This window comes from Bacteroides sp. (assembly GCF_029057325.1).
In the GTDB taxonomy this organism is placed as follows: domain Bacteria; phylum Bacteroidota; class Bacteroidia; order Bacteroidales; family Bacteroidaceae; genus Bacteroides.
In genome coordinates this window covers 1-16,753 of sequence record NZ_JAICZW010000103.1, presented here as the reverse complement: position 1 = coordinate 16,753, position 16,753 = coordinate 1, and the positions used below count along the sequence as shown (strand labels likewise).

13 protein-coding genes are annotated in these 16,753 nt (G+C 46.0%); 8 read left to right on the top strand and 5 right to left on the bottom strand.

Annotation, left to right across the window (positions count from 1 at the left end):
• Window positions 1-4 precede the first annotated feature (4 nt).
• The 8 genes from K2G43_RS06515 (at window position 5) to K2G43_RS06480 (ending at window position 10,974) form a co-directional block, all read left to right on the top strand.
• The gene (locus K2G43_RS06515; protein ID WP_297644508.1) at window positions 5-1,477 is read left to right on the top strand and encodes a hypothetical protein; all 1,473 of its coding nucleotides are present in this window, start codon (window positions 5-7) and stop codon (window positions 1,475-1,477) included.
• Between the two features lie 55 nt (window positions 1,478-1,532).
• Window positions 1,533-3,299, top strand: coding sequence for a DUF6057 family protein (locus K2G43_RS06510; protein ID WP_300153640.1), 1,767 nt, complete (start codon window positions 1,533-1,535; stop codon window positions 3,297-3,299).
• An 18-nt stretch (window positions 3,300-3,317) separates the two neighbouring features.
• Window positions 3,318-4,781 (top strand): hypothetical protein, encoded by a 1,464-nt coding sequence (locus K2G43_RS06505; protein WP_300153652.1) that lies wholly within the window; start codon window positions 3,318-3,320, stop codon window positions 4,779-4,781.
• Between the two features lie 108 nt (window positions 4,782-4,889).
• Complete coding sequence (locus K2G43_RS06500; RefSeq protein WP_297644211.1) at window positions 4,890-6,008, top strand: glycosyl hydrolase; 1,119 nt, start codon at window positions 4,890-4,892, stop codon at window positions 6,006-6,008.
• 48 nt (window positions 6,009-6,056) lie between these two features.
• The gene (locus tag K2G43_RS06495) at window positions 6,057-7,232 is read left to right on the top strand and encodes a glycosidase (protein ID WP_300153638.1); all 1,176 of its coding nucleotides are present in this window, start codon (window positions 6,057-6,059) and stop codon (window positions 7,230-7,232) included.
• 314 nt (window positions 7,233-7,546) lie between these two features.
• A complete protein-coding gene (locus tag K2G43_RS06490; RefSeq protein ID WP_300153636.1) occupies window positions 7,547-8,929 on the top strand; it encodes an MFS transporter in 1,383 nt (460 codons plus the stop codon).
• A gap of 45 nt (window positions 8,930-8,974) precedes the next feature.
• The gene (locus K2G43_RS06485) at window positions 8,975-10,162 is read left to right on the top strand and encodes an AGE family epimerase/isomerase (RefSeq protein WP_300153634.1); all 1,188 of its coding nucleotides are present in this window, start codon (window positions 8,975-8,977) and stop codon (window positions 10,160-10,162) included.
• Window positions 10,163-10,182: 20 nt separating this feature from the next.
• Complete coding sequence (locus tag K2G43_RS06480) at window positions 10,183-10,974, top strand: SGNH/GDSL hydrolase family protein (RefSeq protein ID WP_297642442.1); 792 nt, start codon at window positions 10,183-10,185, stop codon at window positions 10,972-10,974.
• 515 nt (window positions 10,975-11,489) lie between these two features.
• Here K2G43_RS06480 and K2G43_RS06475 read toward each other — a convergent pair.
• From K2G43_RS06475 to K2G43_RS06455, 5 genes are read right to left on the bottom strand one after another with little or no spacing between them, the layout of a single operon-like run.
• Window positions 11,490-11,792, bottom strand: coding sequence for a hypothetical protein (locus K2G43_RS06475; RefSeq protein WP_300153632.1), 303 nt, complete (start codon window positions 11,790-11,792; stop codon window positions 11,490-11,492).
• Between the two features lie 26 nt (window positions 11,793-11,818).
• A complete protein-coding gene (locus K2G43_RS06470) occupies window positions 11,819-13,510 on the bottom strand; it encodes a hypothetical protein (RefSeq protein ID WP_300153630.1) in 1,692 nt (563 codons plus the stop codon).
• Between the two features lie 18 nt (window positions 13,511-13,528).
• Complete coding sequence (locus tag K2G43_RS06465; RefSeq protein ID WP_300153628.1) at window positions 13,529-14,683, bottom strand: hypothetical protein; 1,155 nt, start codon at window positions 14,681-14,683, stop codon at window positions 13,529-13,531.
• Window positions 14,684-14,689: 6 nt separating this feature from the next.
• Window positions 14,690-15,571: a DUF6175 family protein gene (locus K2G43_RS06460; protein WP_300153626.1), complete on the bottom strand. Its 882-nt coding sequence runs from the start codon at window positions 15,569-15,571 to the stop codon at window positions 14,690-14,692.
• A 2-nt stretch (window positions 15,572-15,573) separates the two neighbouring features.
• Window positions 15,574-16,029 (bottom strand): hypothetical protein, encoded by a 456-nt coding sequence (locus K2G43_RS06455; RefSeq protein WP_300153624.1) that lies wholly within the window; start codon window positions 16,027-16,029, stop codon window positions 15,574-15,576.
• Between the last annotated feature and the right edge of the window lie 724 nt (window positions 16,030-16,753).

The window sequence follows — 16,753 nt, the reverse complement described above, 5'->3', positions numbered from 1 at the left end:
GAAGATGAATATGAAGATAAGGTATAATATATGGATGATGGCGGTAGTGTTGCTGTACAGCCTCCACGCTTGTGCCCCCTACCCTGAATCGGCACATCCTGCATTGCAACCGTTGGTGCTCTATCCGGAATACCAGGATGTGACCATCCCCTGCAATGTGGCTCCTTTGAATTTCCTGTTGCGGAACGAAGGAGTGGATGCCGTATCTGTCAACGTAAAGGGAACGGCAGACAGCTTGCAGGTTCATGCACACGGCAACAAGGTGATTTTTCCGCAAAAAGCCTGGCGCTCCTTACTGGAGAGCGAGAAAGGACGTGCGCTGACGGTGACAGTCACCGCCCGTACAGCCGGACAATGGCTGCGGTATCCCTCTTTCGAATGGCGGGTGATGCCTGAGCGGATAGATGCCTACGTCAGCTATCGCTTGATAGAACCCGGCTATGAGGTTTGGAACGCCTTGCAGATTCGCGAACGGTGCATGGAGAATTTTGAGGAGCGCATATTGGCGGACAATAGCCTGACCGATAACAAATGTATGAATTGCCATGTGCATGGAAGGAACAACGGCAACCTTTCGATGTTCCATCTGCGCGGTGAAAAAGGAGGAACCATCCTGAACCGCAACGGCAGACTGCGCAAGCTGGCTTTGAAGAACGACCGGATGACATCTGCCGCCGTTTACGGTGATTTTCATCCCGACGGGCGGTATGCCGTATTCTCTTCAAACATCATTATCCCCATGCTGCATGCGGCAGATAACCGCCGGCTGGAAGTTTATGACACGACATCAGACTTGGCTATCGCGGATTGGGATGAGAACCGGATGATTGTCTCTCCGCTGACGGCAGACAGCCTGGCATTGGAAACCTTTCCGACCTTCTCCGCCGATGGCAAGTGGGTCTATTTCTGTTCCGCGCCGTTGGTGGCACTGCCGGATAGCATAGAGAAGCTCCGCTACTCATTGTGCCGCATACCGTTTGATACTGAACGGGGCGAATGGGGCAGCCGGGTAGATACATTGTGGAACGCCCGGCTGAACGGCAGTTCCGTCTGTCATCCGAAAGTCTCTCCGGACGGGCGCTACCTGCTCTATACGATTGCCGATTACGGCACTTTCCCCATTTGGCACAGGGAAACGGAGCTGCGACTGATGGATTTGCAGACAGGCACCGTTGATTCGTTGTCGGCGGTCAATTCCAACCGTTCGGACACTTATCACAGTTGGTCGTCCGACAGCCGCTGGTTCGCTTTCGCCAGCAAGCGGGGTGATGGGCAGTACGGGCGCATCTATTTCGCCTATCTGGATGCGGAAGGAAAGGCGCACAAACCCTTCGTCCTCCCTCAGTCGGACCCGGAGAAAGATGACCTGACCTTGAAATCCTATAACATACCGGATTTATCGGCGACTCCTGTTCCTTTTGATGCCGCTGTCATCAAGAAAATCTATCAGGGACTGGAAGCGGAAAAGTTTGAATGACAAGATGTTCAAAACGACAAATAGTGAATAGTAAATCTAAATAGAAAATATCCCTATGAATGTATTACTGAAAAACAGCTGGAAACCGGGACTTTCCGTTCTTTTCGGGGTCGTGGCACTCCTCTTTTGGGGCACCGCCTATCCGGCTCATCTGGCCTACCAGGAACAGTTCCAGCTCTTCTTGTTCGATGCGGACTATTGGTGGGAACGGGTAGCCGTTCCCGGTGGCTTTGCCGAATATATCGCCGAATTTCTGACGCAGTTCTATTACTATACGTGGGCGGGGGCGGCTATTTTGGCTGTCGTGTATGTGGTGCTGCAACGCCTGGTCTGGAGATTGGCCAAAGAACAGGGTGCGGCCGATGTCTATTACCCCTTGAGTTTCTTGCCCATGATGCTGTTGTGGTGCTTCATGGAAGATGAAAACGCGATGCTTTCGGGGACGGTATCGTTGCTGTTGGCATTGGCCGTATCTTATTTATGCACGATGGTAAAAGGGACATGGAAACGCATCGTCTATATTCTGACGGCTCTCCCACTCCTTTATTGGACGGCAGGTGCGGTTCATTTCATATTCATGGGATGGGTCGTGGTGCGCGAATTCCGGTTGTTCCTCAAGAGCAGGAGTGTTTGTGAAGGTATCGGCCTCTGTGGAGGCATCGGGCTGTGGGGCATCTGCTGTCCGTTATTGGCAAGTATATGGGTACAATATCCGGTATATCGGCTGATGACGGGGATTGGGTATTACCGCTTTCCGGTTCCTGTGCTCGGAATGGAGATTGCAATTGCACTGGCATTGGTGGTTCTTCCCTTCGTGATGGCAGCTCTCCCGGCTGTAAAGCAGAAAAAAGCATGGTATGGAAGCCTGCTGACGGTGGGCGTGGCCCTGTCCGGTTGGTATGCTGTGGTTTCCGGCTACGACCCGGACAAGGAAGAGGCGATGGAATATGACCAATTGGTACGCAACAAGCAGTGGCAGGCGATTATCGGGAAAGCGGAAAAGCGGTCACCGACCTCCCCCTTCGGCGTGACTTGCCTGAACCTTGCTTTGGGCAAGACCGGACAGATGGGCGACCGCATGTTTGAGTTCTACCAGAACGGGACGGAAGGGTTGCTGCCGGAGTTTCAGCGCGATTTCACCTCTCCGCTGCCCACAAGTGAAGCATACTATCATCTGGGAATGATTAATACGGCACAACGTTTCACCTTCGAAGCGATGGAGTCGATTCCGAACTTCAATAAAAGCGGTCGTTGCTTCAAGCGTCTGGCAGAGACCAACCTGATAAACGGACAATATGAGGTAGCCGCCAAATACCTGCGGATGCTGGCGAAAACCCTTTTCTATAAGAAGTGGGCCGAAGAGACCATGACCTATCTCTATAACGAAGAGAAAATCAACGCGCATAAGGAGTGGGGCTGGCTGAGACAGATACGATATACGGAAGATTTTCTGTTCAGCGACCGGGAGGTGGATATTATGCTTGGACTGCTGTATCAACACAATCACCGGAACCGGATGGCGTTTGAATATATGTTGGCATACGTCCTGCAAAAGCGTGACATGGAAAGTTTCATGAAGTACTATCCCTTGGGCAAGCATGCCGGTTACGACCATATCCCCCGCAGTTATCAGGAAGCGCTGGTCTATGTATGGACCCAGTCGCACAAGAACTTCCAGGGAATGCCGTGGAGCATTTCAAAACGGGTGATGCAGGATGTGACGGAATTTGCTCAAATCTATATGACGCAACCGGATGCGAAGCAATTGTTGCAGTCGCGCTTCGGGCACACCTATTGGAACTATTTGTTACTAAAGAAGTAAAAAGAAGAAAGAAGAATGATGAAAAAGATAGCTGTTTATATATGGGCCACATGCTGCCTTGCCGCTTGTAGCACCCCGGTGACCTCTCCGGAAAAGGTGGACGAATGTCCGGCAATTTATCCCGATTATATCGGCGTAACCATCCCCGCCACCATCGCCCCCATGAACTTCCATTGCATCGGCGGAGAATATGAACGGGTGGATGTGACAGTGACCGGCAGCAAAACCGGAGAACTGCACGTAAATGATAAAATAGTATCATTCCCGCAAAAAGAATGGCAGGCGCTTTTGAAAGCGAACAAGGGCGACAGCCTCCGGTTCACGGTCTGCGTCAGGGAAAAGGGAACGTGGAAACAATACCGTCCTTTTTCCATGTACATCAGCCCCTACCCCATCGACTATGGGCTGGTTTATCGCAAACTGGCTCCGGGATATGAAGTATATAGCAAGATGGGCATCTACGAGCGTGACCTCTCCTCCTTCGACGAACGTCCGTTGCTGGAGAATACGATGGTGCCCGGCATGTGCCTGAACTGCCACGCCTTCAACCGGACGAATCCGGACCGCCTGAGCCTGCACATCCGTGGAAAGAACGGAGGGACCCTGATGCAGATTGACGGAGAACGGGAGATGCTGAACACCAAGACCGACTCTACGCTGTCGGCCGGCGTATATCCCTATTGGCATCCGGGCGGGGAGTATATCGCCTATTCCGTCAACAACACCCGGCAGTCGTTCCATGTGGTGAAAGACGAACGGATAGAGGTGTTCGACCTGGAGTCGGATGTAGTGGTCTATCATCCCAAGACGCACGAACTCTTGTTATCGCCCCTGTTGCAGCAGAAAGAGGCATTTGAAACGTTCCCGGTCTTCTCGCCCGACGGAAACAAATTGTACTTCTGTTCTGCGGAAGCCAAGCCGATACCGGCCGAATACAACGAAATACGCTATAACCTGTGCAGCATCGACTTTCATCCATCGGACGGGACATTCGGCGAACGGATAGACACGCTGGTCAATGCGGCGGCAATGAAGAAAAGCATCTCCTTCCCCCGACCTTCGTATGACGGGAAATACATCATGTTCACGCTGTCGGACTATGGCAACTTCTCCATTTGGCACAAGGAGGCCGACTTGTGGCTGCTGAACCTGCAAGACGGAACCATGCGCCCGATAGAAGAAGTAAACAGCGACGACACGGAGAGCTTCCACAACTGGAGCAGCAATTCGCGCTGGTTCGTCTTCAGCAGCCGCCGGGACGACGGACTTTATACACGCCTGTATCTGGCAAGCATGGACGAGCACGGCACCATAGGGAAACCGTTCCTGCTGCCTCAGAAGAATCCGTACGAATACTACGACCGCCTGATTACCTCGTATAATGTACCCGAATTTACCGACAAGCCTGTAGAGTTGGAGCAACGGAAAGTGGAACAGAGCATCGTCTCTCCCAAGCGCATTTCGGTAAGCGTGCGTGAATAGTGTGTTTTTTCATACAACAATGGGATAAAATTGTATCATTCCGGCAACATACAATCCGCTATCTTTGTGCCGTGAATAATTACATAATGCCCACTGAAAAGCATGTATATGAAAAAACTTAAATTTACTACGGTACTTTTGGCGACCGGTATGTTGGTCGCTTGTGGCGGTTCTCCCCAAAAAGAACAGGCTGCGAACAAAGAAACAGCTTCGAATCGTACACCGGAAACGGAAAATCTGCTATCCAATCTGAAAGCAACCTCTTCGCGAGGCGTAATGTTCGGCCATCACGACGATACGGTATATGGCATCGGATGGGAAGGGGACGAAGGCCGCTCGGACGTGAACAGCGTATGCGGCGACTATCCGGCTGTCATCAGCTTCGATTTGGGAGAGCTGGAGCTGGGAAATGCGGCCAACCTGGACAAGGTTCCCTTTGCTAAAATCAGACAAGAGATTATCAACCAATATCAGCGAGGAGGCATGGTCTCGCTCAGCTGGCACGCACGCAATCCGAAGACAGACGGCGATGCTTGGGATGTTTCGGACACCACGGTAGTAAAGTCCATCCTGCCCGGCGGAGAGCATCACCGGAAGTTTGCCGGATGGCTGGACGGGGTCGCCGATTTCCTGCTATCCCTGCAAACGGCCGACGGAACCAAGGTGCCTGTACTCTTTCGCCCCTGGCACGAGCATACCGGCAGTTGGTTCTGGTGGGGAGAGAAGTTGTGCACCCCTGAAGAATACAAAGCCTTGTGGCGCATGACGGTAGAAAGCCTGCAAGCCAAAGGCGTGGACAATGCCCTGTATGCCTACTCACCGGGGGCCGAACCGCAAGACACCACCCAATTCCTGAAACGCTATCCGGGCGATGAGCTGATTGACGTGCTTGGTTTCGATACGTATCAGTTCGACCGCAATGTATTCCTGGCAGGTGTGGACCGTATGCTGGCCATCACGGACAGCGTTGCCAAGACACACGACAAGGTGATTGCCGTTACCGAAATCGGTTATGAAGGCATTCCCGATGACAAGTGGTGGACGGGAACCCTGCTACCTGCACTCGAGAAATATCCGGTAGCATACGTACTGGTATGGCGCAACGCTCGCGAAAAGGTGACTCACTACTACGCCCCCTACCCAGGACAGGCTTCTGCGGCCGACTTCGTAGAGTTCTACAAGAATCCCCGGACGCTGTTCGCGGCAGACGTCAAACTATATGAATAATCAATCTCAAGAAAAAACAAACTTCGATAACAGACATACAACAATCTTATGGAAACTTTTAAAGACAAGGTGGAGAAGCTTTTCCAAAAGCACGAAGAACTGATTGCTAGAAAGAATGTAGCCGTAGAAGACGGCAACGGTATAATCACCCGTTATAAATACCCGATAGTGACAGCCGCACACACCCCGGTGTTCTGGCGATATGACCTGGACGAAAAGACCAATCCCTGCCTGATGGAACGCATCGGCGTGAATGCAGCCCTGAACTCAGGCGCCATCAAGTGGAACGGGAAGTATCTGCTGGTGGTGCGCGTGGAAGGCGCCGACCGCAAGTCGTTCTTTGCCGTGGCCGAAAGTCCCAACGGCATAGACAATTTCCGCTTCTGGGACTATCCGGTCACGATGCCCGAAGAGGCGGTTCCCGCCACCAATGTATATGACATGCGCCTCACGGCTCATGAAGACGGATGGATTTACGGCATCTTCTGCGCCGAACGCCACGACGACAACGCCCCTGCCGGCGACTTGTCATCGGCCACTGCCACAGCCGCCATCGCCCGCACCAAAGACTTGAAGAACTGGGAACGCCTGCCCGACCTGAAAAGCAAGAGCCAGCAACGCAACGTGGTGCTGCATCCCGAATTCGTGGACGGCAAATATGCCCTCTACACCCGTCCACAGGACGGCTTCATCGACGCAGGCAGCGGTGGCGGCATCGGTTGGGCATTGGTAGATGACATCACCCACGCCGAAGTAAAGGAAGAGAAAATTATCGACCAACGCTACTACCACACCATCAAGGAGGTGAAAAACGGTGAAGGCCCGCATCCCATCAAGACAGCAAAAGGATGGTTGCATCTGGCACACGGCGTGCGCGGTTGTGCTGCGGGGCTGCGTTACGTACTCTACATGTACATGACCTCTTTGGAAGACCCGACCCGGGTGATTGCCGCTCCCGCCGGTGCCTTCATGGTACCCGAAGGCGAAGAGCGGATTGGCGACGTAAGCAACGTGCTGTTCACCAACGGATGGATTGCCGATGAAGACGGTAAGGTGTTCATCTATTACGCCTCCTCCGACACCCGGATGCACGTGGCCACTTCCACCATTGACAAACTGGTGGATTACTGCATGAATACGCCTGCCGACGGCCTACGCTCTTCGGCTTCGGTAGAAACATTGAAAAAACTTATTGACAAAAACCTAAAGATTTTAGACAGATGATTCCAGACTTCAGCAGCGTACCAGCCTGAAGTCATAAATACCCATTGGCGGAATTAATTTGCAGGCCCGCTTCCCGGCGATTTATAACACACTGATTATCAGTCGTTGAAAAATGAAACGACAGACACTTGTGTCCAACGTGACAGACACTTGTGTTCAAGCTGACAGACACAAGTGTTTGAGACGACAGACACAAGTGTCTGTCAAACCGGGGAATATAGGGGATTGCAGAAGCTATTTTCTTGCAGATTCAATTCCGCCAACAGGTCATAAATCATCAATCTGAAAATCATAAATCTGAAATACAATTTACCATGGCAACACTGAAAGAGAAAATCGGATATGGTTTTGGGGATATGTCCTCCTCTATGTTCTGGAAGATATTCTCCTACTATTTACCGTTCTTCTATTCCAATATTTTTGGTCTGAGTCTGGCTGATGCCGGATTGCTGATGTTGGTGACACGCATCTGGGATGCAGTGTCCGACCCGATGATGGGAGTCCTTGCAGACCGCACCCATACGCGTTGGGGCAAATACCGCCCCTATCTGCTGTGGATAGCGGCCCCTTTCGCCATTGCGGGCATCCTGCTGTTTACAACCCCTGAGCTGGACACGACGGGCAAACTGATATGGGCTTACGTCACCTACATCCTGATGATGACGGTATATACAGGCATCAATGTGCCCTATGGAGCTATGCTGGGAGTGATGACGGACGATTCGAACACGAAAACGGTTTTCTCCTCCTATCGCATGTTCTTTGCATACGGCGGCAGCTTCATCGCTTTGGGGGCATGGGAGCCGTTGTGCAACTGGTTCAAGTCGATGGATTACAGCAGCGCTACCAGTTGGCAGTATGCCATGATATGCATTGCCACGCTCTGCTTCCTGGGGTTCCTGCTCTGTTTCAGCATGACGCGCGAACATGTCAAGAGCGCGGCCGCCGAGTCCATAGGCAAGGATGTAAAATCCCTTGTCCGCAACTCCCCCTGGTGGATATTGAACGGTGCTGCCCTGCTCTCTAACTTCTTCAATACCGTGCGGGGTGCCACAGCGGCCTATTTCTTCAAAGACTACGTCAGCGCCAACGCCTTCCTCGATTTCGGCTTCTTCAATCTGGTGCTTTATGCCGGATTGTTCCTGATGGTGGGCGAGGTGTGCAACATGGTGGGAGTGGCATTGGCAGTTCCCCTTTCTATCAGGCTCGGCAAGAAGTCCACTTACACGCTCTCTTTAGTTTGCTTGGTTCTCTTCAGTGTGCTCTTCTTCTTTATACCGAACAATGCGGCAGGCTGGTGGCTGATGCTGATTTTCCAGGTGCTGATTTCCATCTTCACGGGCATCATTTCCCCGCTTATCTGGAGCATGTATGCCGATGTGGCCGACTATGCGGAGCAAAAAGACGGAACAGCTTCCACCGGACTGATATTCTCTTCCGGCTCCATGGCCCAGAAATTCGGCGGTGCGTTTGCCGGCTGGGCGGTGATGGTCTTACTGGCACTCTTCGGCTACAACACGACAGAGAATGCCGTGCAGAGCCCCGAAGCCTTAAATGGCTTGAAGTACCTGATGAGTTTCATTCCTGCTGCGATTGCCGCCTTTTCCATCGTAATCGTATTCATCTATCCGCTGAACAAGAAGCGGATGGAGGCCATCAATGCTGAGCTGAAAGCAAGAAGAAACAAGAACAATTGACAACTCATAAATCTGAAATTATAAATCTGAAATCCGAACTTGCCCATGGATACAAAGAAGATGAAGCAGGAGATGCAGGAAGTATTGGTCTCCAACATTCTCCCCTATTGGATGAACAGAATGCCCGATGAAGTGAACGGCGGTTTCTACGGCCGCATCACGGGACGCGAGGAGCTGAAACCCGAAGCCGAGAAGGGGGCTATCTTGAACGCCCGCATTCTATGGACATTCTCGGCAGCTTACCGACTGCTGAAAAAGCCCGAATACTTGGAAATGGCCACACGCGCCAAACGGTTCATTATCGACCATTTCTATGATGAAGAATTTGGCGGAGTCTATTGGTCGCTCGACTGCAAAGGAGAGCCTCTTGATACCAAGAAACAGATTTACGCCTTGGGATTTGCCATCTACGGACTGAGCGAATATGCCCGTGCCACCGGCGACCAGGAGGCGTTGGACTATGCCATCCGCCTGTTCCTATGCATCGAAGAACACAGCTTCGACCCCATGAGGAACGGCTATTGCGAGGCAATGACCCGCGAGTGGAGTGAGATTGCCGATATGCGCCTGAGCGCTAAAGACGAGAATGAGCGTAAGACAATGAATACCCACCTGCACATTTTGGAACCATACACCAATCTGTTCCGCATCTGGAAAGACGAACGGCTGGAGAAGCAGCTCCGCAACCTTATCACTCTCTTCACCGACAAGATTCTAAACCCCGGAACAGGACATCTGGAACTCTTCTTCAACGACGATTGGGTGAGCAAATACCGCATCGTCTCCTACGGGCACGACATAGAAGCCTCGTGGTTGCTGCACGAAGCCGCCCTGGTGCTGGGCGACAAGGCGGTATTGGACAAGGTGGAACCACTGGTGGAATACATCGCTGCCGCCGCCGATGAAGGGCTGGCCCCTGACGGCAGCATGATTTACGAAGCTTTCACAAACACCGGCAAGGTGGATACCGACCGCCATTGGTGGGTACAGGCAGAGTGCGTGGTGGGTCATGCCAACCTGTATCAGTATTTTGACGACGAGGTAGCGATGCAAAAGGCCTTCCGCTGTTGGGAGTTCATCCGCAAAAAACTCATCGACAACGAACATGGCGAATGGCACTGGAGCGTGCGTGCCGACGGTACGGTAAACACCGACGACGACAAGGCAGGCTTTTGGAAATGTCCGTATCATAATGGACGGATGTGTATGGAAATTATAGAACGTTTCTCTTAATTTTTTATTCTAATAAGAAGATGAATAGATTGATAATTCTGGAAATTCTGATTTGGATGGGAACAGCATTACATGCACAGTCTCTTTATCCGGACTTCAGTAAGCTGAATTTCGGATGTGATGGAAACAGTATCACCGCAGGCGAGCAGTGGTCGAAAACGGTGGTCGATAAGCTTGGATTTGCCACCCATCACAATGTGGCGGTAGGCTCTGCCACATGGGCATGCCACGCCGATACACAAGATTTTGGATGCGACGGATTTGCCGGCATTTCAGGAGGATGGCAACCTACAGAAGATAGGCAGGAATTGCAGATGCGCCACAACAACGTATCGAAAGTGCACATCCAGAAGTTTATTGCCGAAGTAGAAAGCGGTGCTTATCCCGCACCCGACGTCTTTGTGTTTTCTATGGGAACAAATGACCGCAACTTAGGCAGTGCCGAAGAAGCTTTACGCAGTAAGACGCTCGACGAGGTGGATGTTACGACCATGGCAGGAGGAGCACGTTGGGCTATTCAGACAATACTGGAACATTATCCGGACTGCCGTGTGTTTGTATGTACTCCAATACAGACCGGAAGTCCTGAACACAATGCGCTGAACTTACAGAAAATCGCCATTCTGCGCGAATTATGTCGGGCACTCTCCGTGCAGTTGATAGACTGCTACGCCAATAGCGGCATTACGGAGAAATTTGAGCAACCCTCAGGACAAGGACGATATCTGCGCGATGGACTGCATCCCGACAAACCGGGACAAGAACTGATGGGACGCTATATAGCTAAGGAGATACGGAATAACTTCTTCTAGTTAAATGTCCTAATACAATAAAGGGCTGTGTTCAAAATGATTAGCTGAGGTTAATGCTAAAATTAGAACCCTTGTATCAAGAAACACCTCCATTACCCGTATCATGGAGCCATACAAAAAACTACATAAACTTCATTTGTCTTCTTCAAAAGAAAATCACATAGACATTAAACAGCTAATATCCTTAGAGGACTGAAGAACGAAGTGCGGAACCAAACAATGAATTCCGCACTCCGCATTTCCGCAATACAGCAGAGGTAAAAGGTTTTCAGATATTCAAAAATCATCTCAATCTCGCTTTTTTGAATATTTAAGATTGAAACCCGCTGTAACAAAATATCCATCAAATTGAATTACAACAAGTTCTATCAAATCCAAATATTCAAAAATAACCAGAAATGAACATTAAGGGAAAATCATCATGAAAGCCTCCTCATTAGGCAGAGGCGACCATACTGGTTTCACAACAATCCGCATCAATTATATATTCAAAACGAATTAAAGAAAGACTTCGTTTATTCATTTTTGCTTATTTCAAAAACTTCTTCAATTTGGAAATCTTCAATACACTCACCTGTTTCATCATTGACTATGTCAATTTGACCTTCCGTTATGTTTGCGTAGAGATTTACAATGTATTGACAACCGCAATTTTCACATTGAATTTCTTCTTCAACTGAATTTTCGCTATCTCCAATCGTTTCCGATTCATAATTGGGGATTGGTAACGATTCAATCATAGAAACTACTTCTTCATGGCAGTTAGCACAAAGAAACCGTACAACTAGACCTGTTGCATTAATGTTATAATTCTTCATATTAAAGTTATTTAAATTAATTAAAGTTATTTGATATTCACTTTTACGTTGTCAATAGCTTCTTTTCCTACTTCTTTTAGTTTATTCCAAATAGAGCTTTTTGACTTTTTCTTTTTCCCTGCTTGTTTTTTTACATCACTTTCTGTATCAAGGTCTGATTTGATTTTTGTACCATCAACACGGAATGTTATAAATCCATTTGCGGAGTTGGCCTCCAAATTTTCCATATCTTCTTTGCTCTTTATTTTATCAATTGACAAAATACATTTGTTTCCTTTGTATTCTTCAAATGTCAATGTACAAAGTTCCGCAACTGAATATAAAACCTCACCAGTCATTGGATTTTGTACAGCTTTTGTCATTTCCAAAATACAATCATCTCCATCTTTTAAAGTAAGTAATGAAGACATTTCCAACGTATTTTTATCAATTAGTTTAATTACACATGGATTAGCTATTCTTTCACAAATTTGCTTATACATTTCATTCTCTATATTGTCAATAGACGTATTAACATCCACAGTTCTTATAATACGGTTTTCTGCAACCGAGATAAGGGAGATTTTTAAAGATACTTGGAATTCCGTTCGTTGATACGACTCAAGCTTTATCAGATACATTGCACCAATAGCCTTCATTTGCTCTACGACATGTCCATCAATGAAATCTTCGCCTTTTTGCAGTTCACGTTCTTCTTTCAATTCTGACAAATGGTCATGTTCTATAAGTTGTAAGCCAGCGTGGCGAGTTATAGCACTAAATACAGCATTGTTTATACGACTTTTTATCAAGCCATCATAAGAATCCATCTCATAATTCAGACCGAAAAAGGTCATGGTCATTTGGTTTACACCCTGAAAAACTGGCTGAGACAAGTTTCTAAATAGAACAATATTTGAAACATCCGATACGAAGTTATCAGATTTCACCTGCAAATATCCTCCATTGACCGATGGTCTTTCACAAATCGCAACTTCCTCTAATACTTGTATCGGGAGTTCATTTTGTGCTAACTTCATCTTTTCTTTCTGAAATCTGAACGCATAAAATTTGTCCGTTGGAAGAATACGACCATTAGGTTGGTAGGCTCCTAACTGCCATGTTTTACCATCTACTTTTGCAACGAAGTATTGTTCAGGGAAAACATTCAATAAAAAGTCTTGAAAAGAAGCACGGAAATCATCTATAATTTTGGCTGCTTTTTTTTGCATCTCATTTTCATCATTCAGTGAGATAGCTTCTGAACGATAGAAAGTATGGAAACCCATATTATTTTCTACATTCATTAGACGTGTAGAGATATCAAACTGTGTAGCTGAATTATCCTCACCATACTGTGTTATATCGACTAAGAAAATATAATCGGCTCCTTGACTCTTTGCTGAAACAGAAAAGCCATCCAAATAGTCTTCCAGTTTATTTTCGCTGATGAGTTGTTCTACCTGCTTGAAAGCCTCATCATCTCTATTTACCACCGCCAAACACATGTTCTGAAAATCTTGCATACACAATGTGCGTAAGGCTGTTTTTAAAGCTTGCAAATTTTCATCTTCGACTTGTTTCACAAATGTTCCATTCTGAAAGGTAAGACTACGACCTTCCACAATGATTGCTACATTGCCTCTGAATTTCAGAGTTCCATCTGCATTAGTTGCAGTTTGTGAGCATACATCCATAAATGAAAGTATAAACCACAATAAAAAACTAAACTTTTTCATTTTTGCTATAATTTGACATTAGTATTTCACCTTGATATAATAGCGGTTAGGATTATTGCGAATGTATTCACAAGCAACAGTTTTTAAGTCTTCAACTTTCTGTGCATCAACATTAGCTTTATAATAAGCGACTTTTTCACTTGCTGCAATGGCTTGTTTTTCCTTACTAATTTGGTTATGAGCCCCCCTTTCAGCAGATTCTATTAGTTGCTCTTTCAAGTCCATATTCCTATTGTCCATATTACGTTTGTGGGCAGTTTCTTTTGTATACTCATCCCACTTCCTTTCCTGTTGTTGTTTATTGTCTTGATAGGCACGTTCTTCTTTTCTTAAAGCTTCAAGTTCCGAGGCCGAAATTAAATCTTCGGCTTTCTTCATTAGTTCGGTGTACTGTGCATTTTGATTTTCATTACCCGAATGGTAGGCCCACAATGTTTTTAAGGCTTCCTGTGGTTTGTGCATGGCCAACAAACTATTTGCTTCGGTAAGAACCGTTTCATTACTATCGCACCGTTCTTTTATTTTCTGTTGTTGGATAGCTCTCGCCCTCATGTCATATATTTTTTGGGCCTTCTCTATGGCTTGAAGATATATATCTGTAAGTTCTTCAGGAATCATCATCAAACATGTGATAGCTTCATCGTAACTCCCATTGTTAGCACAAATTTCTGCACGTGCAAATATAACATCCCGTTGTTTCTCATAGTACGAAAGAATCTTTTCTTTCGCACCATCAAACAAACTTTGAACCTTACTATAGTTTATATTCAGAACCGCATTTTTGATTGCTGTTTCCTTTTTAGTTGCAGAACCTTTGAAAGAAAAAGAGTTAGAAGAGTATACCGTGCCATCTTCGTCATCTTGAATTGTCAAAAACAACTCACCTTGTACCACATATACATTTTTCATTCCACCTTCCGCAACATCAATACTATTGATAATAACATTGGGAGAGATAAAAAAATTATTATCTCCAAATGATGAATATCCTGACTGCGTAGCAAACATCACCAGTTTGTTTTCCAGTTGCTGTTTCATGACCAATGTTTCTTGTGAAGCATTGTCTAGAAAACGAACACCTAACATAACCTTACTTATATCATTCACTGTTTGTGAATAAGAATATGAAAATGCAAGCAGAAACAAACCAATAACTGTACTTCTTGACTTCATAATATCCTATTTTATGGTTATATACAATGTGTTTCCCTTATTACTGCGTGAAATTGGTATATTCAACGAACGGAAGAACTTCAACATTTCAATACCAAATTTACTAGTGCTGTAGTTATTTCCAGTGGCTTCATCAACCAATGGTAATTTTATATCATCAAAAATCATTTTCACAGGACTGACACCTTGTAAATGGTAATTCCCATTATAAGAATGAGCCTCCACCCATAATTCTATTTCGTCTTGGAGTAATAACCCCTGTGTACCTACTTCACTTTCCATTGTAAACATGGATCCTTCTTCAAAGCCAATCTGCAACATTAAAGAACGTCCATTTTCTGATATATCAGAGAATTTCATTTGCATCACCCGTAGGAAATCATCTGCACAAGAAGTAATAGCTTTCATCGCCAATTTAGCTATATCATTCGTATAAAAAGTGCCACTTTCACCTATTTTATTTGATAAAGAAGCACCTGTTGCACAATCATAGGCTGTAATAACTATTTTTATACGTGTTTCAGATTTGTTCGATGAGGCTGAGGAATTCTGATTACAAACGATTTCAGCTTCTACATATATATCAGCACCTGACATGTCTATAATTTGAGATTTTATGTCTAACTGATTTTCCATATTAAAGACATTAGCACTTTCAATGGCTTTCAGTTTCGCTACAAAATCAATTGTATTTATACCTCTCTCATCAAAAGCCTCTTTAATCTTAGCCAAAGCAATCCGCTTATTCTCGTCATTCTCAAGAATGGTTCTAATGTCTTCACCCTCCTTTGTGTAAGGTATCACCATTATTTTAGGCTGTACGACCGTCTGTGCTTCCATTGTCAAATAGGGAAGCATACACAATAAAAATGCAACAATGTTTTTCATAATCATATTCCTATTTTATTTTTAATACCGTTCTTCTCCAAATCTTTTTTTAATTGAAGGACTTTCACCTGAATTTCATATAATGTACCTTTCTTTTTATCTGCACCTTTAAACTTTGAAACAGCTATACAACTAGCAATGAAATCGCTAAGGCGATAATTATAAAGGCCATCAAAATAAGAAGGATATTGTTCAAATGAAGTAGTTTCCCCATCGTCTAACAAAGGTTTATTATACATGGTATTAGGACACCCATCAAATAAAGCAACCCTAATAGCTGCATATTGTGCATCTGCATCTATTGTCTTTTTATTCTTCCCATAGACTTTCAATGACAATTTAACAACAGATGATGAGATTTTTTCAGATTCGACCAATTGGTAAAAAACCGATTGGGCATAAAATTGGATAGAGTTTAAAAGCACTAAGCAGAGAATTAAGGATAATCGTTTTACCATTACAAAATTATACATCTATGGCTCAACGATGCTTTAAAAATTAGAGATTGTAGGCATAAAAAGAAAGTGGAGCCACCATTCTACCTAATCCTCGATGTTGGGCTTGGACTCCCTGTAATATGGATATAGGTGAATGAACAGCCCCACTTGTGGATGTATTTCGTTAGATGTACGAATACAACACACAAGGAGAGCGTTCTTCCCTTTATTCCGATATTACTTCAGTGAAGTGTCCAAGTTCACATCGACGGAATATAGCGAAAATGCGCTTTCTTCTATATGTCTTATACATGCTTCGTGCATGTGCGATACAAAAGTAGGCAATTTTCGGGAAAAACGCCCTATTTTTACTCAACAAATGATTTTTTATTCTAAAAATCCAATAAATCGTAGGTTTCTAGGAATTCATCTTGTCGAAGTCCAAGATATATTCTAACTTACTTGAACTATGGAAATTGCAAGGGTTAGAAGGAAGAAGAAGACTACAAAAACTCGTGTTTCCTGACGGATTTATCTACGACAAAAATAACGAGCATATTGAACCTAAAAGAGTGCCCCCAATTCTTTCTTCTAAAGCATTCATATCCAATAGATAACGGAGATAAAAAGAAAGAGACGAACCGTGGGAAACACGATTCGTCCCTTAACGTACTCGAAGCGGGACTTGAACCCGCACAGCCGCAATGGCCAAGGGATTTTAAGTCCCTCGTGTCTACCGATTCCA